Source organism: Actinoplanes sp. NBC_00393, from assembly GCF_036053395.1.
Taxonomy (GTDB): domain Bacteria; phylum Actinomycetota; class Actinomycetes; order Mycobacteriales; family Micromonosporaceae; genus Actinoplanes.
In genome coordinates this window covers 7673621-7699692 of sequence record NZ_CP107942.1, presented here as the reverse complement: position 1 = coordinate 7699692, position 26072 = coordinate 7673621, and the positions used below count along the sequence as shown (strand labels likewise).

The window sequence follows — 26072 nt, the reverse complement described above, 5'->3', positions numbered from 1 at the left end:
CTGGATCGGCCCCTCTTCTGCCGATCCGCTTGACGGGGGCTTCCGCGACCCGCACGGTATGGAGTGTGGGTGTCACGGTGAGTTGCCCCAGATGTGCTGCTCAGGTTCGGAAGCCGGACCTGATGCACAGCAACTGGCGGTGCGACGACTGTGGCGACGTTCCGCCGTTCCACGTCGCCGAACACATCAGTGCGGAGATCGTCGGGGCGGTGCTGCGGGAGTCGGCCTCCAGTGCGGAGCGGATCCCGCTCTGGTGTCCCTGGCCGCTGCCGACCGGCTGGATGGTGACCGGTGTCGCCTGGTCGGGCGACGACCGGTTCGGGGTTCGGGCGACCGCGCTGGCGTGCAGCGGGCCGGAGCCGCTCGGCGGCGGGCCGGCTGACCTGGTCCTCATCGCCGAGCAGCCGGGCGTCGGCCTGGGCACCCGGTTCGCCGGCATTCCCGGCATTGATCCCGGGCACCTGCTCTCCGAGGCGCTGGGTGACCGCGGTGCACATGCCGGTCCACACGCGAAGATCAAAGCGGCCGGGCATCCCACTCCACTGTGGTGTGTCAAGTCACCGGAAGATCGAAGTGCCTACGTGAGTGAGGCAAAAGGAATGTGGCTCTATGCGGTAGCGTGGCCCGCAAGCGCGGGCTATCTTCTCGCGGAGCACGTCGTTCTGCACGACCTCTCCGAGGGGGTGCCGCCCGAGCTGGTGTTCGGAGCGCCGTCGCCCTACCTGCACGGTCGTGCCTGACCTCTTAGGTGTGACCTGCGGGGATGGCAATCGGCTTTCCGGACACTTTGTTCACACGAAGCGACGAAGCTGATACCGTCAGTATTGCCGCGGCGCTGAACGCCACTCGCACCCGGAGGAAGGCCCCCATGGTCAAGAAGGTCCTCACCTGGCTTGGTATCGCATTCTTGATCTTCTTCATCGCCTTCAACCCGAGATCCGCTGCAGCGGTCTTCGAGTCACTCGGCGGTACGATCGCGGACATCGCACGAGGCTTCGGCACCTTCTTCACGGACCTCGTCGCATAGCATCACCACATGGATCCTGGTGAGCCGCGCGACCCGCGAGGTGAGGGCGCCCGACGCCCTCAGGATGACGATGCGAGTTTCGGGTACAACGACCCGGCGTACCAGGACGATCCTGAGTACACACGTACTGATCCCTATGCGGACGAGGCTGGTCCCTATGCGGACGATCATGCCTACGCACGCGGGCAGCAACGCCCGCCCGGCGATCGTTACGTGGAGCAGGAGGAGTACGAGGCGCCTGAGTTCACCGAGGAAGAGCTGGAAGGGCTCGACCGCAGCGGTGGACCCCGGCGGTTCCTCCCCTTGGAGGACGAGCCGACCACGCTGGTCGCGAGGTATCTGTTCCCGACCGAGCGCTACCGCGGTGAGTGGAAGCGGCACTGGATCCATCTGACCGGTCCGATCGGGATCGGCGCCGCCGCCACGCTCGCCCTCGGTTACCTGGCCGGCTTCCTGACCCGGCAGGAGATCGACGGCATGGTGACCGTCGCGGTCCTGATCTGGCTCGGCGTGATCAGCTGGGTCGCCTGGAAGGTCTTCGACTGGTATTTCGACCGGTTCATCCTCACCAACAAGCGGGTGATGGTGGTCAACGGCATCATCACCCGCAAGGTGGCGATGATGCCGCTGCTGCGGGTCACCGACATGAAGTACGAGCAGTCCGCCCTCGGCCGCATGCTGAGTTACGGCACGTTCGTGCTCGAGTCGGCCGGTCAGGACCAGGCGCTGCGCGAGGTCAAGCACCTGCCCAACCCGAACGAGCTCTACCTCCGGGTGGTCGAGGAGATGTATGAGCCGCAGGCCGTCGAGGCCCGGCTGGGCAAGGACGACGAGGGAGAAGACGCCTGAGCAGGTCCGGCCCAGCGGTAGCGTGGCAGCGGTGACCAAAATCGACCTGCACTGCCACTCGACCGCCAGCGACGGCACGTTGACGCCGGCCGAGCTGATGCGGGCCGGCGCCGAGGCGGGGCTCGACGTCATCGCGATCACCGATCACGACACGACCGGCGGCTGGGAGCCGGCTGCGGCCGCCCGGCCGGACGGTCTGCGGCTCGTCCGTGGCGCCGAACTGTCGTGCCGCTGGTTCGGCATGCAGCCGGCCATCCCGTTGCACCTGCTGGCGTACCTGTTCGATCCGGCGGAGCCGATGCTGGCGGCCGAGCTGCTGCGGCTCCGGGAGGACCGGGAGCAGCGGGCCGAGAAGATCGTCGAGAAGCTACGGGCGGACGGTGTGCCGATCACGTGGGCTGAGGTCCACGGGTACGCGGCGGGCGGGTCGGTGGGCCGGCCGCACATCGCGCAGGCCCTGATCAGGGCCGGGTTGGTGCGGACCACCACGGAGGCGTTCGCTTCGACATGGCTGGGCGCGCGTTACTTCGTACCCAAGTCTGATCTTGATGTTTTCGAAGCGGTGCGTGCCGTGCGTGCGGCCGGTGGGGTGGCCGTTTTTGCTCATCCCCGGGCGACCAAGCGTGGCCGGGTGGTGCCGGATGAGCTGATCATGAAGTTGGCTGAGGAAGGCCTCTTCGGCCTGGAGGCCGACCATGAAGATCACACGCCCGCCGAGCGGGCCCAGGTGCGGGCCTTGGCGGAACGGCTCGGCCTGGTCGTGACCGGATCATCCGATTTCCACGGTACGCACAAGACAGTCGCCCTGGGCGCCTTCCGCACCGCCCCGGAGGCGTACGAGAAAATCGTCTCCGCGGCGACCGGCGTCCCTGTCCTGGGGTGACGATCGCCGCACCGGCCTGCGCCGGAGGGTGCCGACCCCTACCTTGATCGGGTGAACCTCAAGCTGTTCGGCGAGTTCTTCGTGACTCTGCTGGTGATCGTCGATCCGCCCGGCATGGTGCCGGTCTTCCTCGCGCTCACCGGGACCCTGCCCGCCAAGGCCCGCAACCGGGCCGGCACGCAGGCTGTGCTGCTCGCCCTCGGCGTGATCGTGGGCTTCGCGGTGGCCGGGCAGACTCTGCTGGACTACCTGCACGTTCAGTTGCCGGCGTTGCAGGCCGCCGGTGGCCTGCTGCTCGTGCTGGTCGCGTTGCAGCTGCTCACCGGCAAGACCGACCAGCCCGAGGAGCAGGCCGGCACGAGCAACGTCGCGCTGGTGCCGCTGGGTACGCCGCTGCTGGCCGGACCGGGCGCGATCGTCGCCACCATGCTCTTCGTCCAGCGTGCGGAGAGCACCGACGAATACCTGATCCTCGCGGCCGCGATCCTGGCCGTGATGGCCACCGTGTGGCTGGTCCTGCGGTTCTCCGGAGTGATCGTCCGGCTGCTGCGGCCGGCCGGCATCGAGGTGCTCACCCGGATCGCCGGTCTGCTGCTCGCGGCCATCGCGGTGCAGCTCATCGCGGATGCCGTCTTCGCCTTCGTGAAGTCGTACTCGGCCCTGCTCTGAAATTCTTGTCGGGGGGTGCTGGCAGGATTGCTGTGTGCCCCCCACCAGATCCCGTGCCGCCAAGCCGGGCGCCGTCGTGCCCGAGCAGTTGGGCTTCGCCGGCATGCCCGAGCGGCTCTTCGTCTGCACGCCGAGCAAGCTCGGGGCGTATATTGACTGCCCCCGGCGATATCGATATTCGTATGTTGATCGTCCCAGCCCGCCCAAGGGCCCACCGTGGGCGCACAACTCGCTCGGCGCGAGCGTGCACACGGCTCTGAAGAATTGGTACGCACTGCCGACCGAGCGGCGCGCGCCAGGCGCGCTGCCGACGTTGCTCAAGGCGACTTGGGTACGGGAAGGCTACCGGGACGTCGACCAGGAGCGAGCGGTCTACTACCGGGCTCTGGACTGGCTGGAGTCCTACGTGGCGACCCTCGATCCGGCCGAGGAGCCACTCGGGGTGGAGCGCGGGGTGGCGACCAAGACCTCGATCCTCGCGCTGAACGGGCGGGCTGACCGGATCGACGCCCGCAGCGGGCCGGAGGGTCCGGAAGCGGTGATCGTCGACTACAAGACCGGCCGCTCGGGGCTGGACGCCGACGACGCCCGTGGGTCGCAGGCGCTCGCGCTGTATGCGTTCGCCGCCCAGCGGGTCTTCCGGCGGCCCTGCTATCGGGTCGAGCTGCACCACCTGCCGACCGGCACGGTGGCCGTGCACGAGCACACCGAGGAGTCGCTGGCCCGGCAGGTGCGGCGGGCGGAGGAGACCGCGCTCGACATCATGGCGGCGGAGAAGGCGGTGGCGGCCGGGGCTGATGCGGACGAGTCGTTTCCTACCAATCCGGGGTCGCTCTGTGGCTGGTGCGACTTCCGCAAGGCGTGCCCGGCCGGGTCGGAGGTGGCGGCGAAGGAGCCTTGGGCGGCGGTGGAGCATCTGAAGGGCTGAGCCGGCTTGGGTTCGCGGCCTTCCGCTTGCCTTCCTCGGCTTGCTTCCCTCCTCGGCCTGTCTTTCCGGCTTGTCTTTCCGGCTTGCCTTGCCAGGCTGCTTTGCCTTGTTTGGCGCGCGGTCAGGCTAGGCCGGCGCGTTCCAGGGCGGCCTGGCGCATCGGAGCGACCCGGTACTGCTTGGGCAGGGTGGACAGGATCGTGGCGATCAGCGCCCGCAAGCCTCGGGCGGAGAGGCTCGCGGCCAGGTCGGTGGTGGGCCAGCCCAGGCCGCCGTACATCTTGCGGGCCCAGGGCGGCAGCAGGCCGATCGCGGTGCCGGCAATGCCGAGGTATGCCCAGCGCGGCGGACCGAGGGTGAGACCGAGCCGCAGCGCCCGGCTGCCCCAGGTGGCCGGCACCGGCGGCACGGTGAGGAAGAGAGCCGTCTCCGCGCTGTCCCGGGTCAAGCCGAGTTCGGGGCGCAGGCCCGCGTAGTAGTCCGCGACCTCGGCGGCTGTGGACGGCACGATGGCCGGATCCAGCCCGACGAGCTCGGCGGACCGGAGTTGCTCGGTGTAGTACGCGTCGACCTCGTCGTCGGTGAGGCGTACCCCGGCGTGCACCGCGGTGCTCAGGAACGACTCGACCTCGGCGACGTGCACCCAGCGCAGCAGCTCCGGCTCGTTGATCGGGAAGCGTTCCCCGGTGCGCGGGTCCACCGCGGTCATCCGGGCGTGCAGGCGGCGCAGCCGGGCGGCGGCCTCGTGCACCTCGCCGGTGCTGCCGTAGATGACCGTCCCGACGTAGTTCGACGTGCGCATCAGGCGACCCCAGGGGTCGGCGCGATACCCCGAGTTCTGTGAGATGCCGGCGACTGCGCGGGGGTGCAGCGCCTGCAGGTAGAGCGAGCGCAGCCCGCCGAGCATCAGGATGGGTTCACGATGCAGTTTCCAGGTGATCGAATCCGGTCCGAACAGGCCAACGTCTCCGGTCATGCCATCCAGCGTGCCACGCTCAGGCGGAGAATTCGGAGTCCAGCCGGGCTCCGGAGGTCGGGCCGAGGCTCGATTCAGGTGGAGCTGGGGGAGTCTTGCTGGGTCTGGCACATCGGGCCGCGCTCAGGTGGAGATGGGGGAGTCTTGCGGCCTGGCACATCGGGCCGGGGCCGGGCTCAGGTGGAGATGTCGGCGTCTCGCTGGGACTGGCAGGGCGGGCAGAGGCCCCAGAAGGTGATCTCGGCCTCGTCCAAGGCGAAGCCGTGGGCGCTGCTGGGCGTCAGGCAGGGTGGCTCGCCGACCGCGCAGTCGACATCGGCGATCTGGCCGCAGCCGCGGCACACGATGTGATGATGGTTGTCGCCGACACGGGCCTCGAACCTGGCGGGGCTGCCGGCCGGCTCGATCCGGCGGGCCAGGCCGGCCCGGGACAGCGCGCCCAGGACGTCGTAGACCGCCTGCGTGGAGACGGAGTCGAGCCGGGTGCGGACCTGGCGGGCGATCTCGTCCACCTCCAGGTGACCGCCGGCGGCGAGGACCTCGAGCACCGCAAGACGCGGCCGGGTGACCCGCAAGCCATGCGTACGCAGCAGTTCTGCACCGGTGGACATCGGTCCATGACAACACGGGCGACGTGATTCACCAACCCTGACAGCGGTCGCGGCGGATCAGTCCGGCTACAAGATTGTCACGAGGGGATGTTTGCGCCGTCAACGACTCCTAAGCTTGCGCGGACACCCCGGATCCCCGCGCACGCACCCCCGCATCCCCGGGTGAACCCGGATCGAGGAGGAATGGTGTTCGACCAGGTCAACGGCTTACCGGTACATATCCTCGTGCTGCATGCCGCAGTCATCTTCGTACCCCTGCTGGCACTTGGGGCGACCGTCTACGCGCTCGTGCCGCCCTGGCGGCCGAAACTCGGCTGGGCGGTCGCGCTGCTGGCTGTGGTGGCGCCCGCCTCGGCGTTCGTCTCGAAGCAGTCCGGTACCGAGCTCTACAACCGGCTGCTCGGCCAAGGGCTGAGCGGCAACGGCAAGGAGATCCTCGACCAGCACATGGACTACGGGACGCTCACCACCTGGCTGTCCATCGCCTTGGGCGTGGTGAGCCTGATCCTGGTCGCGCTGACCGTACGCAACCCTCGGGCGCTGCCCCGGATCGCCGACCTGGCAATTGCTGTGGTCGTGATCGTTCTGGCCGCGCTGACCGGCTACTACGTCTTCCAGACCGGCGACTCGGGTGCTACCGCGGTCTGGGGCACCTACTGACTTCGGCGGCCGGCTGATTTCGCGGCCGGCTGTCTCTCCGGCGGCCGGCCAGGCGATGCTTCCTCGCGGGCCGGCTGGGCGGGGCCTTCTCGCGAGGCCGGCGGCGCGGGCCTTCTCGCGCAGTCGGCTGCGCGGCTCTTCTTCCGCGGTCGGCTGCGCGGGCTTTCTCGCGCGGCCGACCGGTCAGAAGATGATCCGGGAGCAGAACAGGCACATGAGGATGATCCCGACCGCGCCGGCGACCAGGCCGATCCCGTAGGTCACGGTTCGCGCGGAGCCCTCGGCCTCGTCGAGCGCGTCCATGTCCTGCGGCGGCATGGCCCGCGGCGGCGGAGGGTTGGCGATCGTCGGCGGCCGCCAGCCGGGCGCGGGCGGGTCGGCTCGGGGCGGTCCGGCATAGCCGGGCGGCTCGGGTACGGGCGGCTCGTCCCGGTCCGGGCGGCCGAGCGATGCTGCGGAAGGGTCGGGACGCTGCCAGAACGCGTCGTCCGGCTCGCTGGTGGGGGAGCTCACGTTCACCGACGGTACAGCCGGAGGGGGACGACGGCCGCGTGGCTGTCGGCTTACCCTCGTAGTCGTGGACATCCTGGATGACCCGGAGCGGGACAGCGACGCCGAGCGCGAGGTCGACTTCGAGTCCGAAGAGGCGCCGGTGTTGCCTGATCAGACCCGTGACGACACCGAGCGGGGCTGGGGCGAGGTCAGCTACTCCAACGACGATCGCCTGCTGGAGGACCGGCCGCCTCACTGGGACTGACACCCGGACCCAGGTGCGGACGCGCCGGATCCCCACTCGGCGCGCCGGATTCAAGCTCAGGGCGCCGAGTCCCCGCTTGCGCGCCGGATCCCGCTTGCGCGCCGGATCCGCGCTTGCGCGCCGAATCCCGCTTGCGCGCCGGATTCAGGCTCGGGCGACCGTGATGCGTTGCTCAGCCGGGGCGGATCAGGATGGCGAAGCCTCGGCCCGGGGCTGCCACCGCGCGTTCTGCATCGGCTGGGCGCAGAGCGAGCAGCAGGCCGCCGGTGACTGGATCGTCTTTGCCGGTGACCTCCAGGACCAGCGCGTTGCTCGCGACCGGTGTGGTGCGGCGGCCGTCGTCGTCCTCGAGCCGGAGCAGGTCGACCCGATTGCCGGGCCGGACCACGGCCAATGCCGCCGGGTCGGCCAGCCGGACCGGTAGGCCGACGCTTCCCGCCGGGACCGCTGTCACGCCGGTGGACGATCGTGGTGGTTCAGGGGCGGCCGGTGATGCCGAACCGGTGATGATCGGCGCGGGGCAGGTGGTCGGCCGCATCCACAGGACGGCGGCTGCTGTGATCAACAACACTGCGACGGTGGCTAGGCGCAGGAGCGAGCCGCGGCTGGGACCGCGCCATTTCACCGGGTCGAGGCGTTCGCCTGCCGGATCGGAACGGGGCACCCTGACCTCCTGACTCGCCGCGCTGTGCTGGCGGGCCGACGGTAGGAGATTTGTGGGCGGCCTGGGCGGCAGGCTGTGGACGGCCGGGAATTGTGGATAACGCCGGCGACCTCAGGAGATCTTGCTAAGAGCGCGGAGGCTGCGAGTTGGGGCGCCGGCCGCGACGAAGCGCGGCGGCGCAAGGTGGGTGGTGGCCGCGACAAAGCGCGGCGGCGCGAGGTGGGTGGCCGCGACGAAGCGCGGCGGCGGGAGGTGGGTGGTGGCCGCGACGAAGCGTGGCGGCGCGAGGTGGTGGCCGTGACGAAGCGCGGCGGCGCGAGGTGGGTGGTGGCCGCGTGGAAAGGCGGGTGCTCGCGAGGAAGCGCGGTGATCGCGAGGTCGGCGCTGGCCGCGAGGGAAGGCAGGTAGCCGCGAGGAACGGTGCCGGCCCCGAGGTAGGGCTGGCCCCGAGGTAGGGCTGGCCGCGAGGAAGCTGGCCGGGCGGGATAGGCCGCGGGCACGAGGAAGCGCGCCGGGCCGGTTGAGGGCTCGGCGCGCTTTTCGCTGTTGAGGTCAGGAAGCCGCGGCGGTTGCGGAGCCGGACGAGGAGCTCGATGACGATGAGGACGACGAGGCTGCGGCCGGGGTGGTGGACGACGAAGACGACGAGGATCCCGTCGAGGACGTCTCCGGCTTCTTGGCTGCGGCGTCGGGGGTGGCGGCGCCGGACTTCTCGGCGCTTACGTTGCCGGACCGCGAGTCGTTGCGGTAGAAGCCGGAACCCTTGAAGACGATGCCGACCGAGTTGAACACCTTACGGAGCTTGCCGTGGCAGTTCGGACACTCGGTGAGCGCCGGGTCGGAGAAGGACTGCACGGCTTCGAGCTGCTCACCACACTCGGTGCAGGCGTACTGGTAGGTAGGCACGGCTCCTCCGGATCGATCGGCTGCTGGCACTCGCCAACTCCGAGTGCCAATGTTGCGGCATCGGAGGTCAATTCGTCCACTCGGGGCCCGGCTTGAGGGAGAAGCCGCCAGTGGGTGTGATCACAGCGTGGACCCGGCGGTCGTGCGGTTCGGCCGGAACCTCGTCGACCTCCTCACCATCGTGGAGCAGTGCCACGGTGAGCGGGCCCGGATTCGGCAGGCGGGCGAGGACGCGGTCGTAGGAGCCGCCGCCGCGGCCCATCCGGGTGCCGTCCGGGCCCACCGCGAGCGCCGGGACCAGCACGAGGTCGGCTTCCCGGATCGCGTTCACGCCGAGTCGTGGACCGTCCGGTTCCAGCAGGCCACGCGGTCCCCTGAGCAGCCGGGCGTCCCAGACGGCCCAGTCCAGGTCGTTGTCGGCGAGCAGGACCGGAACGATCAGCCGCCCGCCGGGCGCGAGCGCGTCGGCCAGCAGGTTCGGCAGGTCGGGGCCGCCCGGTTCGGAGCCGATCGGCACGTACGCCGCAAGGGTCGAGGGCGCGGTCCGGCGTACCAGAGCAAGGGTTTGATCTTGAAGTTGCGCGGCTGCGGCCGCGAGGGTGCCGTCCGAGAGTGATCGACGCGCGGTGAGCAGGCGAGCGCGCAGCGCGATCTTGTTTTGTGGTGATTTTTCCGCGTCACCGGCTAAATCCGACATGCAACACCCCCTTTCGAAAACCGGCAAACGGTGCACACTATGTCAGCATCGCTCCAAAGAGGGCCACTCCCGGGAGGATGTGTGACATTACGTGGCCGGCTCACCAGCGCGTTTCTGGTGGTCGTGCTCGGTCCGGTCCTGCTCGGGTCGATCTTCGTGGCCCTGACTGTCGGCGCGGTGAGCCGGGAACGGACCGCCGAGCGCCTCGACCATGCCGCGACGACCGTCGGAGCTGCTGTGGGAGCGCTCTGCCGGCAGCTGCAGGCGGTGGCTGACTCGGTCGCGGTGGTCCCGGTGGAGGCCCGTTCCGCGGTGGCTGACCAGTTGATCTCGCGAGGTCTTGCCACCGAGGTACGCCTGACCGATCCGGATCAAAGCGGAGGGGCGCTGAGCGGGCGCGGTGGAGCTCCGGACGCCGCGATTCAGCCGCGGATCAGCACCGGCACCGGTTCGGACGACACCGCGGCAGGCTGGCGGGATTGCGCCGGCGGAGGGTGGGACGGCCAGGACGCCACTGCGGTCACCGGAATCTCCGCGTCCGCGTACGCCGAAGGTCTGACCGTCATCGCTGCTCAGCGCATCGATCAAGCAATGCTGGACCGCCTCGGCGCGGCCGGTGGGGTCGGTGTGGCGCTCGGCGCCGCCGCGCCGCAGCGCGACGGCACGGTGACCCAGAAACTGACCGGCGGGCCGGGCCAACCATTGCCGCTCACGCTGAGCATTCCGGCCGGAGATGCGAGTTTCCGGTACGCGATTCTACTGCTGATCGTCCTGACCACCGCTGTGATCGCGGTGCTGGCCGCCCGCTGGCTGGCCCGCTCCACCACCCGCCCGCTCGGCGATCTGGCCTGGGCGGCGGACCGGGTGGCCAACGGTGATCTCGACACCCGGGTGCCGATCCCGCGCCCGGACGAGCTGGGGCGGCTGGCCGGCACGTTCAACCGGATGACCCGGGAGCTGCAGTCCTACGTGCAGGCGCTGACCGCGAGCCGGGATCAGCTGCGGCGCCACCTGGCGATTCTGGGCGACACCCTGTCCAGCACCCACGACCTGGACCGCATCCTGCCGGTGATCCTGCGGACCGCGATGACCGCGACCGGTGCGCGAGCCGGGCTGGTCCTGCTCGCCGACCCGGCCGACGGGCGACTGGCCGCGCGCTGCGGCGCCGGGCTGACCGGTGCCTGGGACGTGCCGGCCGCGGAGCTGACGCAGCGCCGTCTGGTGCCGGGCCGGGGCGTGCTCGGGGCCGTGGCGGCCACCGCGACGCCGCGGCGGGGCAACGGCGGGTCGGGCCCGGACGAGCCGGTGTGTGAGTCGTATCTCGCTGTGCCGATCTGCGCCCCGCCCAGCGAGGAGACCGAACCGGAACCGGGCGCGCTCGGCGTGCTGGCTCTCTACGATCGGCTGGGCGGGCCGGCCTTCGACGACGCGGACCTGCGGACTGTGCGTACCTTCGCTGGTCAGGCCGGGGTCGCGGTGCACAACGTACGGGTGCACGAGGAAGCCCAGCGACTTTCTCTGACCGACCCGCTCACCGGTCTCTGGAACTACCGTTATCTACGTGAGGTGCTGCGCCGGGAGGTGGAGCGGGCCAGCCGGTTCGGCCGGATGCTCACCGTGCTGGTGCTGGACCTGGATCACTTCAAGGAAGTGAACGACACTTACGGGCACACGGCCGGTGATCAGGTGCTGGGCGAGTTCGCACGGCGGATCCGGATCGGGTTGCGCGAGGTGGACGTGGCGTTCCGGCAGGGCGGGGAGGAGTTCGTGGTGCTGCTTCCGGAGACCGACGCCTACGGCGGTGTGATCGTGGCGGAACGACTCGGCGCCGCGGTGCGGGACTGGCCGGTGCCGGTCGACCCGCGGCGTCCCGGCCTCGACGACCGCATCCCGATCAGCGTCTCGATCGGCATCGCGGTCTTCCCGGAGCACGGCAGCACCGCGCAGGAAGTGCTCGACGCCGCAGACGAAGCGCTTTACGCGGCGAAGAACGCGGGTAGAGATACATACCGACTTGCCGAGCGGGAATCGGTCGCCACCGGTGGGCCGCAACCGCCGAGACACGGTGGCGGCCGATAGTCTCGCGGCATGCCCGGGCACGATCCAGTGAAGGTGCGGTGGACTGAATGACGACGAAGAAGCGCGCGGCGAAGGCAGTGATCCCGGCGGCGGGTCTCGCCACGCGGTTCCTGCCGGCCACCAAGGCGGTTCCCAAGGAGCTGCTTCCGGTGGTCGACCGGCCGGTGCTGCAGTACATCGTCGAGGAGGCGGCGGCCGCCGGTCTGAACGACGTCCTGTTGGTCACCGGCCGTGGCAAGACTTCGATGGTCGATCACTTCGACCGCCGACCCGACGTGGAGCAGCGGCTGGAGGAGAAGGGCGACCAGGAGCGCCTCGCCGCGGTCCGGCGGACGAGCGAGCTGGCCGATATCTACACCGTGCGGCAGGGCGAGGCGCTCGGGCTCGGCCACGCCGTCGGCACGGCCGCCTCGCACGTCGGCGACGAGCCGTTCGCGGTGCTGCTCGGCGACGAGTTCGTCGAGGAGGATCGGCCGCTGTTGCCCGCGATGCTCGATCTGCAAGCGGAGACCGGTGGCATCGTGCTGGCGCTGCTCGAAGTGTCGCCATCCGAAACATCCCGGTACGGGATCGCTTCCGTGGAAAAAACGGATGAGTCCGATCTGGTGAAGGTCACCGGCTTGGTCGAGAAGCCGTCGCCGGAGGAAGCGCCGAGCAATCTGGCGGTGATCGGGCGCTACGTCCTGCCGGGGAAGATCTTCGACGCGATCGCGGACACCAAGCCGGGCGCCGGCGGCGAGATCCAGCTGACCGACGCGATGGCGACGCTGCTCGCCGAGGGCACGCCGGTGCACGGCATCGTCTACCGCGGCCACCGCTACGACACCGGCATGCCGCTGGGCTACCTGCAGACGGTCGTCGAGCTGGCCGTCAAGCGCCCGGACCTGGGCGAGGAATTCCTGACCTGGCTGACCGACTTCGTCGGTGGTCGGAAGGGATGACCGCCACGGCCGATGCCGAGGCGGCCGCCAACGAGCTGATGCCTCTCGCCGAATACCTGGGCAGCGTGCTGCGCAGGTTGCGGGCGCTGCCTCCGCTCGACCTCGACCTCACTCAGGCGCACGGGAACGTGCTGGCGGCCGACGTGGTCGCGCCGCACCCGTTCCCGGCGTTCGACCAGGCCGCGATCGACGGGTACGCGGCCCGATGGGAAGACCTGGCCGGCGCCGGGCGCATCGGGTCGCACCCGTCGTTCGGGCAGTTCGAGAGCAGCGCCCGGACGGTCCGGCTCAACGTGGTCGGTGACCTGGGTGCGGCCAGCTGGCGCCCGGTCCGGCTCACGCCGGGGACCTGCTTCTCGGTGGCGGCCGGCGCGCCGCTGCCGATCGGCGCCGACGTCGTGGTTCCGGTGCACTGGACCGACCAGGGCATGGCGGCCGTGGAGATCATGCACGCGCCGAAGCGGGGGTCGGGCGTACGCCGAGCCGGCGAAGAACTGGCAGTCGGCCAGGTGCTCGCTCCCAACGGCTCGTACGTGAGCCCGCCGATGGTGGCCACCTTCGCCGCCGCCGGCATCGGGCACGTGCTGGTCCGGCCCAGCCCGCGGGTGGTCGTCGTGGCCACCGGCGACGAACTCGTCGACGTGGGCCGGCCCAGTCAGCCGGGCCAGGTCGTCGACGCCAACTCGCACGCGCTCACCGCTGCGGCGGTGGAGGCGGGGGCTCTGGCGTACCGGATCGGCATCTGCGACGACGACCCGGAAGGCCTGCGTGGCCTGCTGGAGGACCAGACGCTGCGCGCCGACCTGATCATCACGACCGGGGGCACCGGCACCGGGCCGGGTGACATGCTGCGCCGGGTGCTCTCCCGGCCCGGCCCCGGCCGGGGTTCGGTGGAGTTCACCAACGTGGCGCTCTGCCCCGGCACCTCGCTCGGCTTCGGCACCGTCGGCGGCGAAGAGGTGCCGGTGGTGTGCCTGCCGGGCGAGCCGGGCGCCGCGCTGATCGGCTTCGAAGTGCTGGCCCGCCCGGTGATCCAGCTGCTCGCCGGATCCGAACCGGTCTTCCGGCCCAGCGTCAAGGCGCACCTGCTGGAGACCGTCTCCTCACCCGGCGGGCTGCGCGAGTTCCGGCCGGCGCACGTCGCGGAACGGCGCGGGGGTGGCTACACGGTGCAGCCGCTCGCCGGTGGGCCGTACACTCTCTCCGGTCTCGCGGAGGCCAACGGTCTGTTGGTGCTCGGTGAACGAGTCACCACCGCGGCCGCGGGATCGACCGTCGACGTACTGCTCCTCGACCGGAGGCGATGAATGCTGGGGGCCACGCCCGGTTGGCCCGCCGTGCTGGCGGACGGGCCGGTGCTGTTGCGGCCCTACAAGCGTGGCGATGCCCGGGCCTGGTCCGATGTGCGGATCGCCAACCAGGCGTGGCTGTCGCCCTGGGAGTCGGCGCCGCCCGGGCCGTGGGCCGAGATGAACTCGCCGCGAGCCTTCGGCTACGTCTACCGCGACATGAAACGAGCCGCCCGGCGCGGCGAGAGCATGCCGTTCGCTGTCTGCCTGGCTGAGAACGGGCAGGAGCGGCTGGTCGGGCACGTCAACCTGGGCAACATCGTGCGGCGGGCGTTCGCGTCGGCGTACGCGGGCTACTGGGTGGACTACCGGGTGGCCGGGCGCGGTGTGATCCCGACGGCGCTGGCCCTGGCTGTGGACCATGCGTTCGGGCCGGGTGGGCTGCACCGCATAGAGGTCAACATCCGGCCGGAGAACGGGCCCAGTCGCCGGGTCGTGGAGAAGCTGGGGTTTCGCGAGGAGGCGTACCACCAGCGCTACATGCACATCGACGGCGGCTGGCGCGACCACCTCGGGTACGCCATGACCAGCGAAGAGGTCGTCGCGGAGGGCGGGCTGCTGTCCCGCTGGAAGCGCGTACGCACCGGCAATTGATCTTGTACGTCGCGACGCTACCGGCGCGGCGCGCGAAATATCACGGCTACCGCCCGTAACCTCGCATTCGTCGTGTCATCTGTTCTGGTGGAACGGAGGGGTGAGGGTGCCGACCTCGGTGCTCCTCGCCGTCCTGGCCGCAGCCGGATTGCTCGCTCTCGCCCCGGCGCTCGTCCGCCGGTACGACGCCACCGAGCGACTGGCCGCGGAACGGGCGTCGTCGACGGCGCGGGTGCTGCAACGCCACCGCCGTCGCCGCACCGTGCCCGGACGCCGACCGATCAACCCCGGCCGCCAGGTCACGGTTACGGTACCCGCCCCATCGGGTGATCCGGCGCCACCCCAACGGCGTCTGCGGCTGGTCACGGGGAAGCGGCCGATGCGCGTACGCGAACGCCGTGGCACCCCCGCGGTGGTCCGCCGCCGCCGCGTCTTCGCCGCGCTGATCCTGCTCAACCTGATCGAGCTGGTCGGCGTCCTGGCCGTCGGGCCCGGCTTCTGGATCAGCTTCGCGGTCACCGGCACCCTCCTCGGCGTCTACCTGATCCACCTGCGCAACCGCGCCATCGCCGACCGTCGGCGCCGCCGCATCCAGGCCCGCGAAGCGGCCTGGCTCGCCGCGCGCCAGGCCGAGGTCCGCCGGGAACAGGCCCGCCGTGCTGCTGCCCGCCGCGAAGCCCAGCGTCGCCTGGCCGCCCAGCGCGAAGCCGTCCGGCGTGCTGCCATGGGCTTGGATCGGGAGCCGTCCGATCTGCCGATGGTTGCCAACGGGGGGTCCGTCTCCTACCGCCGCCGGGGCGGCCTGCGCGGCCGCCCCTACGAAGCCGGCGGCCGGCACCACACGGCCTAGGTGTGCTGATCTTGTGGGGTCGGTTCGCGGGGCGGTTCGCCGACCTGTTAGCCTTGCTGCGGTTCCACGGTGAGGTAATCGCCGAGGAAGTAAGGGGCTGTGGCGCAGACTGGTAGCGCACCTCGTTCGCATCGAGGGGGTCAGGGGTTCAAATCCCCTCAGCTCCACCCACACACGACGGCCAGCGGAAACGCTGGCCGTTGATGGTTCTGGGCCTTGCACGATCTGAGCTGGACCAGATCGACGCCTACTAGATCATTTCGCCGAACTGATCTTTGCCGGCTTCGGCGAGATCGGCCCGCTCGGACGCGGACAAGGCCTGGCACCTCGCCCATCCGCGGCCGAAGGCTTCGCCGAGTTCGTCGCCGTAAACGCTGCTGAGCGCCAACTCGCGAAGCGGAGCGCCGGCGAGAGCGTCGCGGGCCATCTCGCGCATCTTCTCGCTGCCGCTTTCGGCCATTGTGCTGAGTATCTGGCGGATCGCTTCAGCGACGCGAGCGTTGCCGTGCGCCAACTCAAGAATGTGGTCAGGCACGGGCGCCGGCTCCCGCCAAAGGATGGTCGTATCCGGCTCCGCCGCCGAGGACCGGCATCTCGACTGACTCGAGATCGCTGAGTCCCTGGTTGAGAGCCGCCCGGAAAGCCATGATCGCAGCGTTGGCGTTCTGCACGAACTTCATCGTGTCGGCCCACAGCTTCAGCACGTTGGCTGCCTGTACGGCCGCGAGGGTGTAGCCGACACCCAAACCCACGCCGCTGGCGGCTGTTGCGGTGCCGGCGTAGAAGGCCATCGCCGAGATGATTGCCGCGTCAATCATTGCTTTGAGCGTTCCGCCTATCGCTTCGCCGGCGGCCCAGACGGCGTCGGACATGGTCCGGTATGAACGGCCGATCTCCTCGAGCGACGGGCGAATTCCATCCATTGCCGTAGCAAGATTGCTGAAGTACTGGTACGCCGATCCTCCAGCATTGCCTTGCCACCTGTCGCCCAGTTGGGTGGCTCCCGACTGGAGGTTCGCGGCGGTGTCGTGGAGCGCTGCACTCGCGTTGGCCAGTACCTCTGGCATCTTCGCGAAGATTTCCCAGTCGCCGAACATCTTGTTCTGCAACTCGGCGATGGGATCGAAGCCAAAGATGACGTCGAGGCCCTTCATCAACCACGATGCTGGGCTGATGTAGTCCATGAATGCGAACTTGTTGGGTGAATTTGGCGGTTCACCGGGCGGAAGTAGATGGTTCTCGGGAGCTCGGCTGTCGCGGAACAGGCCGGGCTCGCAGGCATTGGCGGCGATCTCCTGCTCGAGAGCTGTGGGGCATTGGCCGAGATTCGAAGGTAGTGCCTGGTCCAGACTCGTTGCCGCTGCGTGAACGGTCTCCCGGTAGTAGGCGGCCGCGCTGCGCAACTCGGGGGCTGAAGCCTCCAACAGGCACTGGAGCCGCGTGAAGGTGTTCTCAATCGTCTGTAGCGCCTGCAGGTTCCCCTCCTGGGCGAAAGAGAAGAGCTCCCCGCCGGTTCCCCCTTCCGCGTTCTTGGCGATGTAGCCGTTGATGACCGTTGAGTCGAAGCGAACCCGGTCCACCTGATCTGCATAGGCGGACAAAGCGGGAGGCTCAACCGTGAGGGTTGTCATTTGCCGGCACCCACGACGATGACCAGGGCTATTACGCCGAGGACGGTTAGCGTGACCGACGCGATGAGCAGCCGGCGGGTCAACGCCGGGTAGGGCCGGCTGAAGTAGACCCCCGCCCCGCAGACGCCGGCGATCGCGCAGACAAGCGTCGGGGCCAGCCGTGCTCCGTCGGCTCCACCACTTGCGACCACGACGAGCGAGAGCAGTCCCAGGACGATGCTGACGTTGGCGATACGAGTCCGTAGGTTCCAGTACGCGGACCGCTGGAGCCGGCCGACAGCAGCCTCGTACTCGGCTGCGGCTGCTCTGTGCTCCTCGGGCGTACCGCGTCGAACCTTGGGGTTGTTCTTCCTCGCCATGGCCGGAACGGTAACAATCGACGAAGATCATTACCGCCGTTGATGCCTCGTTGTCAGGTGCCGCGAACTTCCTGGTGGCGGTGAACCGGCGGAGTTATTTCGGCGTTCAGCGAGTGCTAGGCGTCCGTGCGGTGCAGGTGGAACGCGGCGATCTCCTTGACCCGGGTCAGGGTCAGGCCGGCCCGCTGGTCCACGGCGAGCGGGTGGTCGGTCGGCTCGAGTTCGATGTACGGCAACTGCCCGACCGGCCGGGTGTGGACATTTGTCTTGAGGTTGAGCGTCGTCGGCTCGTACCCCGCAATGGCGTTGGAAAGCCAGCCGAAGTAGGGCGGCTCCGTTTCTCTGCCGGCCTGCTCCCAGACGTCGACGGCGCGGGTGAAGTTGGGTCGGCTGAGGGAGACCCACATGCTCCAGGTGAAGACCTCCCCGGTCTCCCACACCGGCAGTTCGATGAGGCCGCGGACGAAGAACTGCTCGCCGGAGATGACGCACAGGTCGGAGTCCAGCAGGCAGGCGGAGTCGTTCGCCATCTCCGGCTGCCAGTAGTCCGGCGCGGTCGCGGCGAAGCTGAGCGGCGGGCCGCTGTGCATTGCTCCGCAGATGCCGCAGGCGAACTTTTCGGTGCTCATGGGCGCGAAGCATACGACCGGACGTATAAATCTTGGTTGCAGAGCCCGATACGTCACACCGGCGCGCGGTCAGCCGTTCAGTCTACGCAAAACGTGAAAATAGCTACTTTTGGGTGGTATCTCTGGAGCAAGTCTCGGAGGTGACCCACATGAAAGCACCCCTGCCCGACAACGAGATCGAGCGCTTGGCGGCGCTCTACTCCCTCGACATCCTCGACAGCCCGCCCGAGAAGGACTTCGACGACATCGTGGCCCTGGCGGCCGGCGTCTGCGAGGCGCCGATGGCGATGGTCAGCCTGGTCGACGCCGACCGGCAGTGGGCCAAGGCGAGCACCGGAACGGAGCTCGCCGAGACCTCACGGGACGCGTCCTTCTGCGCTCACGCGATCCTCGGCCGGGACCTGCTGGTGGTGCCGGACGCCCGGGAGGACGCCCGGTTCGCCGACAATCCCGCGGTGACCGCCTCGGACGGCGTCCGGTTCTATGCCGGGGCGCCGCTGCTGACCACCGACGGGTTCGCGCTGGGCACGCTCTGCGTGCTCGACAACGAGCCGCGCCGGCTGGACATGGAGCAACAGCAGGCGCTGCGTGCGCTGGCCAGGCAGGTCACGGCCCAGTTGGAGCTGCGACGGTACGCCTTCGCGCTCGCCAACACCACGGCCCGGCTCCAGGAGCTGGAACGCCGTAAGGACGACCTGGCCGGTCTGGTGGGCGGGGAGCTTCGGTCGTCGCTGCGGCTGATGTCGGCGTACCTGGAGCGGCTCGGTGACACCGGTTTCCACGACGCCGAGATGGCGGACCTGGTGGCCCGGGCCACCGCAGCGCACTGCCGGGGCTTCCGTGAGCTGATCGACCACCTCACCACGATGGCCGAGGCCGGTCTGGGCGGCGACAGCCTGCACATGCGGCAGTGCGACCTGACCCGGGTCACGCAGCGGGCGGTGGAGGCGGTCCGGCCGATCGCCGCCAGCAAGCACATCTGGATCCTCAACCAGGCCGGCGGCCCGTCGCTGCCGATCATCGCCGACCCGGTCCGGCTCGAACAGGTGCTGACACACCTGCTCTTCGCCGCGGTCAAATACACGCCGGAGGGCGGCCGGGTCCGGGTGGGCACGGAGATGGAGTCGGGCCCGACGGTACGCCTGGACGACATGGACCTGCCCGACGGTATGCGGCCCGACCTGTTCCCGCACCTGTACTACGGCGCGATTGCGAACCCGGCTGACGTACCCGGCCCGGATCGTGGCCTGGCCGTCGCCAAGCGAATCCTGGATGCGCACCATGCCACCGTCGCCCTTTCCGACCGGCCCGGCGACGGCACGTCGTTGCATGTGGTCTTTCCGTACGCGCAGATGAACCCGACCGAGCTGATCCGCGACCTCGCCATCGCCTGAGTCCGCCGGCCCGGACCCCGACCGGCTGCACAGTGGGGTCCGGGCCGGCGCGTTCACCCGGCGCGGTCGTCGGGTGTCCACCCGGCGCGCACCGGGCCGTAGTCCGCCGGGGCTGAGCCGGCGGACGGAAGCTCCGCGGAGTGCCGCGGCTGGACCGGCACGACGGGCGGGGCCACCGCCCGGCCGACCGGCGACCGCGGATAGGAGGGCGGGATGTCCTGCCGGGCCGGCGGCCAGGTGTCGAGCGCCGGCCCGACACCGGCGCCGGCCGGTGGGGTCGGCTCCGGGCTGGGCGAGCGTGGGGCCAGCCCGGCCCGGTTGAGCTTGTGCCAGCGCAGCCGGCCGCCGGTCAGCGCGGTGGTGGCCGACTGGAGCAGCACGAGGTACATCAACTGCCGGTAGGCGAACTGCTGCAACGGCAACCGCAGCAGCGGGCGCATCGACTCGCGGTCGAAACGGAACGCCACCGCCGCGGTGAACATCTGCAACGCCAGCATGCCCAGCCAGGCCGCGACGGTCTCCTGCAGGTTCCAGAAGACCAGGCCGTAGACCAGCATGATGTCGACGACCGGGGCGAGCATCGGCAGCGCCACCCCGAACAGGGCGAGGAACGGCAGGCCGACCCGGCCGAAGCGGCCCGACGGACCGGACTCGAAGATCGCGTGGCGGTGCTTCCACATCGCCTGCATGGTTCCGTAGCTCCACCGGTACCGCTGGCGGTAGAGCTGCTCCAGAGTGGTCGGCGCTTCGGTCCAGGCCTTGGCGTTCTCCTCGTACACGACCCGCCAGCCGGCCCGGCACAGCGCCATCGTGACGTCGGTGTCCTCGGCCAGGGTCTCGTCGCTGACCCCGCCCACCTGCGCGAGCGCCTCACGCCGGAACGCGCCGATCGCTCCGGGCACGGTCGGCATGCAGTTGAGCACCTCGTACAGGCGGCGGTCCAGGTTGAAACCGATCACGTACTCGATGTGCTGCCAGAGCGCGACCATGGTGCCCCGGTTGCCGACCTTCACGTTGCCGGCGACCGCGCCCACCGACGGATCGGCGAACGGCTGCACCAGCCGCCGGATCGAGTCGGTCTCGAAGATGGTGTCGCCGTCGACCGTGACGATCAGGTCGTGCCGGGCCAGGGCCACCCCGGTGTTCAGCGCGTTCGGCTTGCCGCCGTTGGGCACGCGGACCACCCGTACGTTCGGCAGGCCCATCCGCTCGACCAGGTCGGCGGTGCCGTCGGTGGACCCGTCGTCGACCACCACCACCTCGATCTCCGGGTAGTCGCCGCAGGCCAGCGACCGGACAGCGGCCTCGATGCCCTCCTTCTCGTTGTAGGCGGGCACGATCACCGACACCGGGTCGGTGACCGGTGGGCCCCAGCGCCAGCTTCGCTTGCGGCGCTGCCGGGCATGCCGGGTCGCCAGCAGAAGCAACAGCGCGGTACGCCCGATCGTCAGCAGACCCACCACGATGAAGAGCCCGGCGATCACGGTGACCATGCCGTCGGCCAGCCGTACCGTCCAGATCAGAGCCAGCCCGCGCCACTCGTCGCTGTGCGGGGCGTCCTGATTGAGCGGCAGCTGAGCAACCGTCTCAGTGCTCTCGGCGCGACCCTTGGCCGCGGCGTTGGCGCTGATGCCGAGGTTGAGGCCCTCGGTGACGGTGGTGAACCGGTAGCCGCGAGCCTTCATCCTCGGGATGAACTCGGCCAGAGCGGCCACCGTCTGCGACCGCTCGCCGCCGGCGTCGTGGAACAGGATGATCGCCGACTCGTCCTTCGGCGGCGTGGCGTTACGGACGATCTGCTCGACCCCGGGACGCTGCCAGTCCTGGCTGTCCGTGTCGTTGACCACGACGAGGTAGCCCTGCGCGCCGACCTCCTTGACGATCTTCCAGTTCACCTCGTCGATCGCGGCGTTCTTCGAGGAGTACGGCAACCGGGCCAGGTTGGTCCGCACCCCGGTGGCCCGGGCGATCGCCATCTGGTTCTGCGACAGCTCGAGCTCCCGTCGCCAGGGTGCGAGCCGCTGCATGTTCGGGTGGGTGAAGGTGTGCAGGCCGAGCTCATTGCCGTCGGCCACGATCTGCTTGGTGAGTTCCGGGCGACGGGCCACCTGCGAACCGACGACGAAGAACGTCCCGTGCGCGTCGTTGTCCCGCAGCACCTTGAGGATCTTCGGCGTCCACTCGGGATCCGGGCCGTCGTCGAAGGTGAGCGCGATGGTCCGCTCCGGCAGCCGGCTGGTGCTCTCCTGGCCGCCGGTCGTGTTGATGACCGGCCCGCCCTCCCGGATCGTCTGCGGCACGCCTGCCTGGTCGCCGACCTCGGACGCGACGTGGTCGCTCTTGAACTCGGCGTTGATGTAGGCCTGCACCACCAGCACCGCGACGAAGAACCCGATCAGCAGGGTGCCGAGCATGACACGGGGGCGCGGCAGGATGCGCCGCCGGCTGCGGGCACGGCGCCTGATGGGTACGCCGGTCACGCCGCAACCTTCGCCGGCGGCGTGCTGTCCGCGGGGTCGTCGTCGGGTGACGGCTCGGCTGGTGCCTTCGTGTCCCCGGATTCGGTCGGCGGTGGCACGGGCGCGACCGGGCCACTCACCTGGCCGCCGCCACCGCTGCCGCCGGAAGCGCCTCCGCTGCCGCTTCCGGCCCCGGTCCCACTGCCCCCGGTTCCAGTTCCGCTGCCGGACCCACTTCCAGCGCCGCTGCCGGTGCCGGATCCACTTCCGGTCCCGCCTCCGGTTCCTCCGGTCCCACTTCCGGAGCCGCCGGTTCCGCTTCCGGAGCCGCTGCCGGTCCCGGAGCCGCCGCCGGTCCCAGTCCCGGTTCCGCCTCCGGTTCCGCCTCCGGTTCCGCCTCCGGTTCCGCCTCCGGTTCCGCCGGAGTCGACGACTGGCGGCTCGGGGGCGGGCGGCTCCTGCACGGGTGGCTTGGACGGGCTCGCCGACGGGCTGGGCGACGCCGGCGTGCTCGTCGACTCCAGCGGCCTACTCGTCGAGGGCGACGGCTTCTTGGTGGCCGACGGTTTCGCGCTGGCCGACTTCGACGGGCTGCCGGCCGGCCGCGAAGCCGGCGCGCTGGGCCGCCGCCCGATGCTCTCGGTACGGCGTTGCAGCGCCTCCGGAACGAACCGCGGCGGCGCGCTGGTGGTCGGCGCCGGCGTGGGACTGGGCTTGGGCTGCGGCTCGGGCTCGTCCCGGTCGTCGTCGTCCTCCAGGCCGGGCAGCGGGAACACGGCGCTGGAACTCACCGGGCCTCCGGCCAGGCTGACACTGACCAGCCCGCCGTAAGCGACGACGAGGACACCGAAGGCCAGCGCGATGCGCCGCAGCATCCGGCTGCGTCGCCCGGTGGAGTCGACGAACACGGGTGCGGGCGTCGACACGACGATCACTTCCGTGGCGGGCACGTCGGTATCGGCGGTTGGCGAGTTTTCTGGTTCCTGCGAAGTCACGCGGCGAGCTTAAGAACATTTATCGCGATCTTGGCACTTATCACTCACAAGGGGGACGACCGACTGATCCCTAGAAAGGGGACGAAATGATGAGGCTGGGGATTTGACCCGCTGGTGCCCGGAAGTCCGATGTCGGCCGCCATCATGCTGAGCTGCGGCGCGAGGGACAAGCCAAAGACGTTACGCCGATTTCCGCAACGATTTGCTGTCGCCTTGCCGACTCGATAATCGAGCATTCCTCGCGAATCGATTAAACCGATAAGCGTTATAAGAGGCTAATGTCCGAATCGATGAGATGCTCGGACCGACACGGCAATCTTGCCCAGGCACCGTTGTGCCGGTCATCGCACCTCGATAAGCTCCAGGGTGCGCGCCCCTATCGCCCGCTTCCCCCGTGGCAGGCGATCGGGGCGCGCCCTTGCGTCCACCACATGCGGCCGACGCGGACCCGCAGAACGTCCCGCAACCGCGCGCGGTGCCCCGCAACCCACGCCGTGCCCCGCAACCCACGCGGTGCCCCGCAACCCGCGCGGTGCCCCGCAACCCGCGCGGTGCCCCGCAACCCGCGCGGTGCCCCGCAACCCGCGCGGTGCCCCGCAACCCGCGCGGTGCCCCGCAACCCGCGCGGTGCCCCGCAACCCGCGCGGTGCCCCGCAACCCGCGCGGTGCCCCGCAACCCGCGCGGTGCCCCGCAACCCGCGCGGTGCCCCGCAACCCGCGCGGTGCCCCGCAACCCACGTGCCGTGCAACAGCGCATCCCAGCCGGTATCAGCGCCTCAAGCCGCCTCGCGGCGCCGGCTCCAGTCCTCGAGCGCACCAAGTCGTCGATTCTGGCCCTCAAGCGCTCCGACCGGAACGGCGAAATGCCTCGCTTGCACCGTTTCGCCAGCCCACCTGGCTCGGGCTGGGGTTGGGTGCGTGAGCGGCGGCTGGGCGGTCCCGGCCGCCGTGTAGGCAGGTTTCGGGCCCGGGATTCAGTGCGTGAGCGGCGGCTGAGCAGTCCCGGCCGCCGTGTAGGCAGGTTTCGGGCCCGGGATTCAGTGCGTGAGCGGCGGCTGGGCAGTCCCGGCCGCCGTGTAGGCAGGTTTCGGGCCCGGGATTCAATGCGTAAGCGACGGCTGGGCGGCCTCGGCCGTCGCGTAAGCAGGTTTGGGCCTGCCATTGCATGTGCGGACGACGGCTGGGCGGTCTCGGCCGTCGTGTAGGCACTGCAGCACACAGCCCGAACCACCAGCAGTGGCCGCGAGGCCGGCGAGCTGGCGCCCGCGAACGCAACGGCGCCCGCATGAGGTATGTCTGTGCCGGCCCGCGGCGGTGGGCCGGCGTCAGCCCACGCAATGACCGCACGCCGGCCCACCGCCAAGGGGGTTGATCTTGCATGGGAAGCCGGGTGGTGAGCGCGCGCTGCGGAGCGGGACCGCCTGCGGATGCTGCATGGGCCCGGCGGCCGCGCTGGGGCCCGGTGTTGCACCCGCATCGCGCGGCTCGGCGGGACGGGCTAGCTGGGTTCGGGGGCGAGGCTCACCCGTACGAAATCAGATCCATCTGCTGCCCAGCCACATCCGCACCGACCAATCGTCGTAAGGCATGAGGGTGCCCACGAAGATCGGGTAGAAGTAGGCGAAGCAGAGTGCCACCAGGACCACGAATGTCGTCGCCACGACCGTGCCGACCAGTTGGCGGTCGGATTTGTTCGGGCCGGAGACCAGGCCGCCCGGTGGGGTCATGATCGCGCCGAGGACGTAGACGACGGCGAGGATGAGGAATGGCAAGGCCGGGAGTGCGTAGAACGAGAACATCGTGCGGCCGTCGGCGACTGCGAAGTAGAACCAGGGCAGCAGGCCGGCGACCGCGCCGGTGAAGATGGCGTAGGCGCGCCAGTCGCGGCGGGCGATGCCGAACCACACCAGGGTGCACAGGGCCGGCAGGAACGACCACCACAGGATCGGGGTGCCGAGCAGCAGGATCTCGGCCGCGCAGCTGGGGGCGCCGCAGTTGCCGTTGCCGTTCCAGTAGAAAGCGACCGGGCGGCCGAGCAGCAGCCACTGCCACGGCCAGGACTGGTAGACGTGGCGTTCGGTCAGTCCGCTGTGGAAGTCGTAGGCCTGGGTGTGGTAGTGGATCAGGTTGAGCAGCGCACCGATGATCGGCGGCTCGGCCATCCCGTTGTCGGCGCGGTAGTGCCGGTAGTAGCCGGTGTCGGTGAGCAGCCAGCCGGACCAGGAGCCGATGTAGACGAGCAGGGTCAGGCCGAAGGCGAGGACCAGCCAGCCCAGGTCGCCGAGGATGCCGGCGAGGAACGGGCCGCGTACGCCGGCCGAGCGCCGGGCCTGCACCCGCCAGGCGATGACGAGCACCGCGAAGAACGGGGCGAAGAACAGCGCGCTCCATTTGACGCCGCAGGCCATACCGAAGGTGATGCCGGCGACCAGCAGCCACCATGGCACGATCCGGGGTACGCGCGGGGTGGTGGCCGGGTCGAAGCCGGACTCCAGCGCGCGCTTCCACCGGCGCCGGTAATGATCTCGGTCGATGACCATCGCGGCGAAGGTCATCAGGATGAACAGGCCGAGGAAGATGTCGAGCAGCGACGTCCGCGACAGCACGAACTGGAAGCCGTCCAGCGTCATCAGCAGGCCCGCGATGCCGGCCAGCACGATCGAGTGGAACAGCCGGTAGGTCAGGCGGATCAGGACCAGGATCATCAGCGTGCCGGCGACCGCGCTGGAGAACCGCCAGCCCAGCTCGTTGTTGCCGAACAGGTGCTCGCCGAACGCGATCAGCCACTTGCCGAGCGGTGGGTGCACCACGTACGCCGGGCCGTTGGTCTTCTCGTCCCACTCCACACCGTGCTGGAGCATGTCCCAGGCGTCGGTCGGGTAGTACACCTCGTCGAAGATGTAGCCCTTGGGTTTGCTGATGCCGGCGAACCGCAGGATGCCCGCGACGGTCACGATGATCGCGGTGACCAGCCAGGAGTACGGGTCGAAGCGCCGGTCCAGCGTCGACAGCCGACGCCGGACGATCGTGGGTACACCACGTACGCCCGGGGACTTCTCGGCCTCGGCGGGTGAATCCGCGGGGGTGAGGTCGGTCTCAGCTGTCGCCGTTGTCACCCCGCGATCGTAGGCCACCGACGCGTTCCGGCATGTGATGGACTCTTCT

The 26072-nt window shown here is 69.8% G+C and carries 27 protein-coding genes and 1 tRNA gene; 16 read left to right on the top strand and 12 right to left on the bottom strand.

Annotated elements, in window-relative coordinates:
• The first annotated feature begins 65 nt into the window (after nucleotides 1-65).
• The 6 genes from OHA21_RS35565 (at nucleotide 66) to OHA21_RS35540 (ending at nucleotide 4356) form a co-directional block, all read left to right on the top strand.
• Nucleotides 66-740, top strand: a complete 675-nt coding sequence (locus OHA21_RS35565; protein WP_328462565.1) for a DUF6758 family protein — start codon at nucleotides 66-68, stop codon at nucleotides 738-740.
• 23 nt (nucleotides 741-763) lie between these two features.
• Nucleotides 764-1027 carry a hypothetical protein gene (locus OHA21_RS35560; protein ID WP_328479083.1) on the top strand — a complete coding sequence of 88 codons (264 nt, stop codon included), beginning with the start codon at nucleotides 764-766 and terminating at the stop codon, nucleotides 1025-1027.
• Nucleotides 1028-1036: 9 nt separating this feature from the next.
• Nucleotides 1037-1876: a PH domain-containing protein gene (locus OHA21_RS35555; RefSeq protein ID WP_328462563.1), complete on the top strand. Its 840-nt coding sequence runs from the start codon at nucleotides 1037-1039 to the stop codon at nucleotides 1874-1876.
• Nucleotides 1877-1907: 31 nt separating this feature from the next.
• On the top strand, nucleotides 1908-2759 hold the full coding sequence (locus OHA21_RS35550; RefSeq protein ID WP_442874946.1) for a PHP domain-containing protein: 852 nt from the start codon (nucleotides 1908-1910) through the stop codon (nucleotides 2757-2759).
• A 51-nt stretch (nucleotides 2760-2810) separates the two neighbouring features.
• Nucleotides 2811-3428 carry a MarC family protein gene (locus OHA21_RS35545; protein WP_328462559.1) on the top strand — a complete coding sequence of 206 codons (618 nt, stop codon included), beginning with the start codon at nucleotides 2811-2813 and terminating at the stop codon, nucleotides 3426-3428.
• Nucleotides 3429-3531: 103 nt separating this feature from the next.
• Nucleotides 3532-4356 carry a RecB family exonuclease gene (locus OHA21_RS35540; RefSeq protein ID WP_328478741.1) on the top strand — a complete coding sequence of 275 codons (825 nt, stop codon included), beginning with the start codon at nucleotides 3532-3534 and terminating at the stop codon, nucleotides 4354-4356.
• A 121-nt stretch (nucleotides 4357-4477) separates the two neighbouring features.
• Here OHA21_RS35540 and OHA21_RS35535 read toward each other — a convergent pair whose 3' ends face one another.
• Together OHA21_RS35535 and OHA21_RS35530 are read right to left on the bottom strand one after the other, a co-directional pair.
• Nucleotides 4478-5332, bottom strand: a complete 855-nt coding sequence (locus tag OHA21_RS35535) for an oxygenase MpaB family protein (protein WP_328462557.1) — start codon at nucleotides 5330-5332, stop codon at nucleotides 4478-4480.
• A 176-nt stretch (nucleotides 5333-5508) separates the two neighbouring features.
• Complete coding sequence (locus tag OHA21_RS35530) at nucleotides 5509-5943, bottom strand: Fur family transcriptional regulator (RefSeq protein ID WP_328462555.1); 435 nt, start codon at nucleotides 5941-5943, stop codon at nucleotides 5509-5511.
• Nucleotides 5944-6126: 183 nt separating this feature from the next.
• Between OHA21_RS35530 and OHA21_RS35525 the strand changes: the two genes are divergently transcribed.
• Nucleotides 6127-6603, top strand: coding sequence for a DUF2231 domain-containing protein (locus OHA21_RS35525; protein WP_328462553.1), 477 nt, complete (start codon nucleotides 6127-6129; stop codon nucleotides 6601-6603).
• Nucleotides 6604-6786: 183 nt separating this feature from the next.
• Here OHA21_RS35525 and OHA21_RS35520 read toward each other — a convergent pair whose 3' ends face one another.
• Nucleotides 6787-7116 carry a translation initiation factor 2 gene (locus OHA21_RS35520; protein WP_328462551.1) on the bottom strand — a complete coding sequence of 110 codons (330 nt, stop codon included), beginning with the start codon at nucleotides 7114-7116 and terminating at the stop codon, nucleotides 6787-6789.
• Between the two features lie 64 nt (nucleotides 7117-7180).
• Between OHA21_RS35520 and OHA21_RS35515 the strand changes: the two genes are divergently transcribed.
• Entirely contained in the window at nucleotides 7181-7360 is a 180-nt protein-coding gene (locus tag OHA21_RS35515; RefSeq protein WP_328462549.1) for a hypothetical protein, read from the top strand.
• 172 nt (nucleotides 7361-7532) lie between these two features.
• Here the strand turns inward: OHA21_RS35515 and OHA21_RS35510 are convergent, their stop codons facing one another.
• The 3 genes from OHA21_RS35510 to OHA21_RS35500 form a co-directional block, all read right to left on the bottom strand.
• Nucleotides 7533-7931, bottom strand: coding sequence for a hypothetical protein (locus tag OHA21_RS35510; RefSeq protein ID WP_328478739.1), 399 nt, complete (start codon nucleotides 7929-7931; stop codon nucleotides 7533-7535).
• A gap of 645 nt (nucleotides 7932-8576) precedes the next feature.
• Nucleotides 8577-8930, bottom strand: a complete 354-nt coding sequence (locus OHA21_RS35505; RefSeq protein WP_328462547.1) for an FmdB family zinc ribbon protein — start codon at nucleotides 8928-8930, stop codon at nucleotides 8577-8579.
• Between the two features lie 67 nt (nucleotides 8931-8997).
• Complete coding sequence (locus OHA21_RS35500) at nucleotides 8998-9627, bottom strand: 5-formyltetrahydrofolate cyclo-ligase (protein ID WP_328462545.1); 630 nt, start codon at nucleotides 9625-9627, stop codon at nucleotides 8998-9000.
• Between the two features lie 81 nt (nucleotides 9628-9708).
• On the opposite strand from OHA21_RS35500, the gene OHA21_RS35495 reads away from it, so the two are divergent.
• The 6 genes from OHA21_RS35495 to OHA21_RS35470 all read left to right on the top strand — a co-directional run bounded on the left by OHA21_RS35495 (nucleotide 9709) and on the right by OHA21_RS35470 (nucleotide 15607).
• Complete coding sequence (locus tag OHA21_RS35495) at nucleotides 9709-11706, top strand: diguanylate cyclase (RefSeq protein ID WP_328462543.1); 1998 nt, start codon at nucleotides 9709-9711, stop codon at nucleotides 11704-11706.
• A 47-nt stretch (nucleotides 11707-11753) separates the two neighbouring features.
• Nucleotides 11754-12647: a UTP--glucose-1-phosphate uridylyltransferase gene (locus OHA21_RS35490; protein ID WP_328462541.1), complete on the top strand. Its 894-nt coding sequence runs from the start codon at nucleotides 11754-11756 to the stop codon at nucleotides 12645-12647.
• Nucleotides 12644-13954, top strand: a complete 1311-nt coding sequence (locus OHA21_RS35485) for a molybdopterin molybdotransferase MoeA (RefSeq protein ID WP_328462539.1) — start codon at nucleotides 12644-12646, stop codon at nucleotides 13952-13954. The genes OHA21_RS35490 and OHA21_RS35485 overlap by 4 nt, the downstream gene beginning before the upstream one ends.
• Nucleotides 13955-14590 (top strand): GNAT family N-acetyltransferase, encoded by a 636-nt coding sequence (locus tag OHA21_RS35480; protein WP_328462537.1) that lies wholly within the window; start codon nucleotides 13955-13957, stop codon nucleotides 14588-14590.
• A 100-nt stretch (nucleotides 14591-14690) separates the two neighbouring features.
• Nucleotides 14691-15440, top strand: a complete 750-nt coding sequence (gene sepX, locus OHA21_RS35475) for a divisome protein SepX/GlpR (RefSeq protein WP_328462535.1) — start codon at nucleotides 14691-14693, stop codon at nucleotides 15438-15440.
• A gap of 93 nt (nucleotides 15441-15533) precedes the next feature.
• Nucleotides 15534-15607 (top strand) — tRNA-Ala (locus tag OHA21_RS35470).
• An 83-nt stretch (nucleotides 15608-15690) separates the two neighbouring features.
• Here OHA21_RS35470 and OHA21_RS35465 read toward each other — a convergent pair.
• The 4 genes from OHA21_RS35465 to OHA21_RS35450 form a co-directional block, all read right to left on the bottom strand.
• Nucleotides 15691-15975: a hypothetical protein gene (locus OHA21_RS35465; protein ID WP_328462533.1), complete on the bottom strand. Its 285-nt coding sequence runs from the start codon at nucleotides 15973-15975 to the stop codon at nucleotides 15691-15693.
• Nucleotides 15968-17071: a WXG100 family type VII secretion target gene (locus OHA21_RS35460; protein ID WP_328462531.1), complete on the bottom strand. Its 1104-nt coding sequence runs from the start codon at nucleotides 17069-17071 to the stop codon at nucleotides 15968-15970. Before OHA21_RS35460 ends, OHA21_RS35465 begins: the two co-directional genes overlap by 8 nt.
• Nucleotides 17068-17430: a hypothetical protein gene (locus OHA21_RS35455; protein ID WP_328462529.1), complete on the bottom strand. Its 363-nt coding sequence runs from the start codon at nucleotides 17428-17430 to the stop codon at nucleotides 17068-17070. Before OHA21_RS35455 ends, OHA21_RS35460 begins: the two co-directional genes overlap by 4 nt.
• 116 nt (nucleotides 17431-17546) lie before the next feature.
• Entirely contained in the window at nucleotides 17547-18059 is a 513-nt protein-coding gene (locus OHA21_RS35450; protein WP_328462528.1) for a DUF2199 domain-containing protein, read from the bottom strand.
• A 149-nt stretch (nucleotides 18060-18208) separates the two neighbouring features.
• On the opposite strand from OHA21_RS35450, the gene OHA21_RS35445 reads away from it, so the two are divergent.
• The gene (locus OHA21_RS35445) at nucleotides 18209-19453 is read left to right on the top strand and encodes a GAF domain-containing sensor histidine kinase (RefSeq protein WP_328462526.1); all 1245 of its coding nucleotides are present in this window, start codon (nucleotides 18209-18211) and stop codon (nucleotides 19451-19453) included.
• Nucleotides 19454-19506: 53 nt separating this feature from the next.
• On the opposite strand, the gene OHA21_RS35440 is transcribed toward OHA21_RS35445, so the two are convergent.
• Complete coding sequence (locus OHA21_RS35440; protein WP_442875194.1) at nucleotides 19507-21867, bottom strand: bifunctional polysaccharide deacetylase/glycosyltransferase family 2 protein; 2361 nt, start codon at nucleotides 21865-21867, stop codon at nucleotides 19507-19509.
• A 516-nt stretch (nucleotides 21868-22383) separates the two neighbouring features.
• Here OHA21_RS35440 and OHA21_RS35435 point away from each other — a divergent pair.
• Nucleotides 22384-22743, top strand: coding sequence for a hypothetical protein (locus OHA21_RS35435; RefSeq protein ID WP_328462522.1), 360 nt, complete (start codon nucleotides 22384-22386; stop codon nucleotides 22741-22743).
• A gap of 1699 nt (nucleotides 22744-24442) precedes the next feature.
• Here the strand turns inward: OHA21_RS35435 and OHA21_RS35430 are convergent.
• Nucleotides 24443-26023 (bottom strand): dolichyl-phosphate-mannose--protein mannosyltransferase, encoded by a 1581-nt coding sequence (locus OHA21_RS35430; RefSeq protein WP_328462520.1) that lies wholly within the window; start codon nucleotides 26021-26023, stop codon nucleotides 24443-24445.
• Nucleotides 26024-26072 lie beyond the last annotated feature (49 nt).

Excerpts from the sequence above, each read along its gene's own strand:
- OHA21_RS35460 (WP_328462531.1), bottom strand. The coding sequence starts at position 17,071 with ATGACAACCCTCACGGTTGAGCCTCCCGCTTTGTCCGCCTATGCAGAT.
- OHA21_RS35445 (WP_328462526.1), top strand. The coding sequence starts at position 18,209 with ATGAAAGCACCCCTGCCCGACAACGAGATCGAGCGCTTGGCGGCGCTC.
- OHA21_RS35455 (WP_328462529.1), bottom strand. The coding sequence starts at position 17,430 with ATGGCGAGGAAGAACAACCCCAAGGTTCGACGCGGTACGCCCGAGGAG.
- OHA21_RS35540 (WP_328478741.1), top strand. The coding sequence starts at position 3,532 with ATGCCCGAGCGGCTCTTCGTCTGCACGCCGAGCAAGCTCGGGGCGTAT.
- OHA21_RS35560 (WP_328479083.1), top strand. The coding sequence starts at position 764 with ATGGCAATCGGCTTTCCGGACACTTTGTTCACACGAAGCGACGAAGCT.
- OHA21_RS35480 (WP_328462537.1), top strand. The coding sequence starts at position 13,955 with ATGCTGGGGGCCACGCCCGGTTGGCCCGCCGTGCTGGCGGACGGGCCG.
- OHA21_RS35440 (WP_442875194.1), bottom strand. The coding sequence starts at position 21,867 with ATGCTCGGCACCCTGCTGATCGGGTTCTTCGTCGCGGTGCTGGTGGTG.
- OHA21_RS35450 (WP_328462528.1), bottom strand. The coding sequence starts at position 18,059 with ATGAGCACCGAAAAGTTCGCCTGCGGCATCTGCGGAGCAATGCACAGC.
- OHA21_RS35485 (WP_328462539.1), top strand. The coding sequence starts at position 12,644 with ATGACCGCCACGGCCGATGCCGAGGCGGCCGCCAACGAGCTGATGCCT.
- OHA21_RS35525 (WP_328462553.1), top strand. The coding sequence starts at position 6,127 with ATGGTGTTCGACCAGGTCAACGGCTTACCGGTACATATCCTCGTGCTG.
- OHA21_RS35535 (WP_328462557.1), bottom strand. The coding sequence starts at position 5,332 with ATGACCGGAGACGTTGGCCTGTTCGGACCGGATTCGATCACCTGGAAA.
- OHA21_RS35555 (WP_328462563.1), top strand. The coding sequence starts at position 1,037 with ATGGATCCTGGTGAGCCGCGCGACCCGCGAGGTGAGGGCGCCCGACGC.
- OHA21_RS35490 (WP_328462541.1), top strand. The coding sequence starts at position 11,754 with ATGACGACGAAGAAGCGCGCGGCGAAGGCAGTGATCCCGGCGGCGGGT.
- OHA21_RS35500 (WP_328462545.1), bottom strand. The coding sequence starts at position 9,627 with ATGTCGGATTTAGCCGGTGACGCGGAAAAATCACCACAAAACAAGATC.
- OHA21_RS35530 (WP_328462555.1), bottom strand. The coding sequence starts at position 5,943 with ATGTCCACCGGTGCAGAACTGCTGCGTACGCATGGCTTGCGGGTCACC.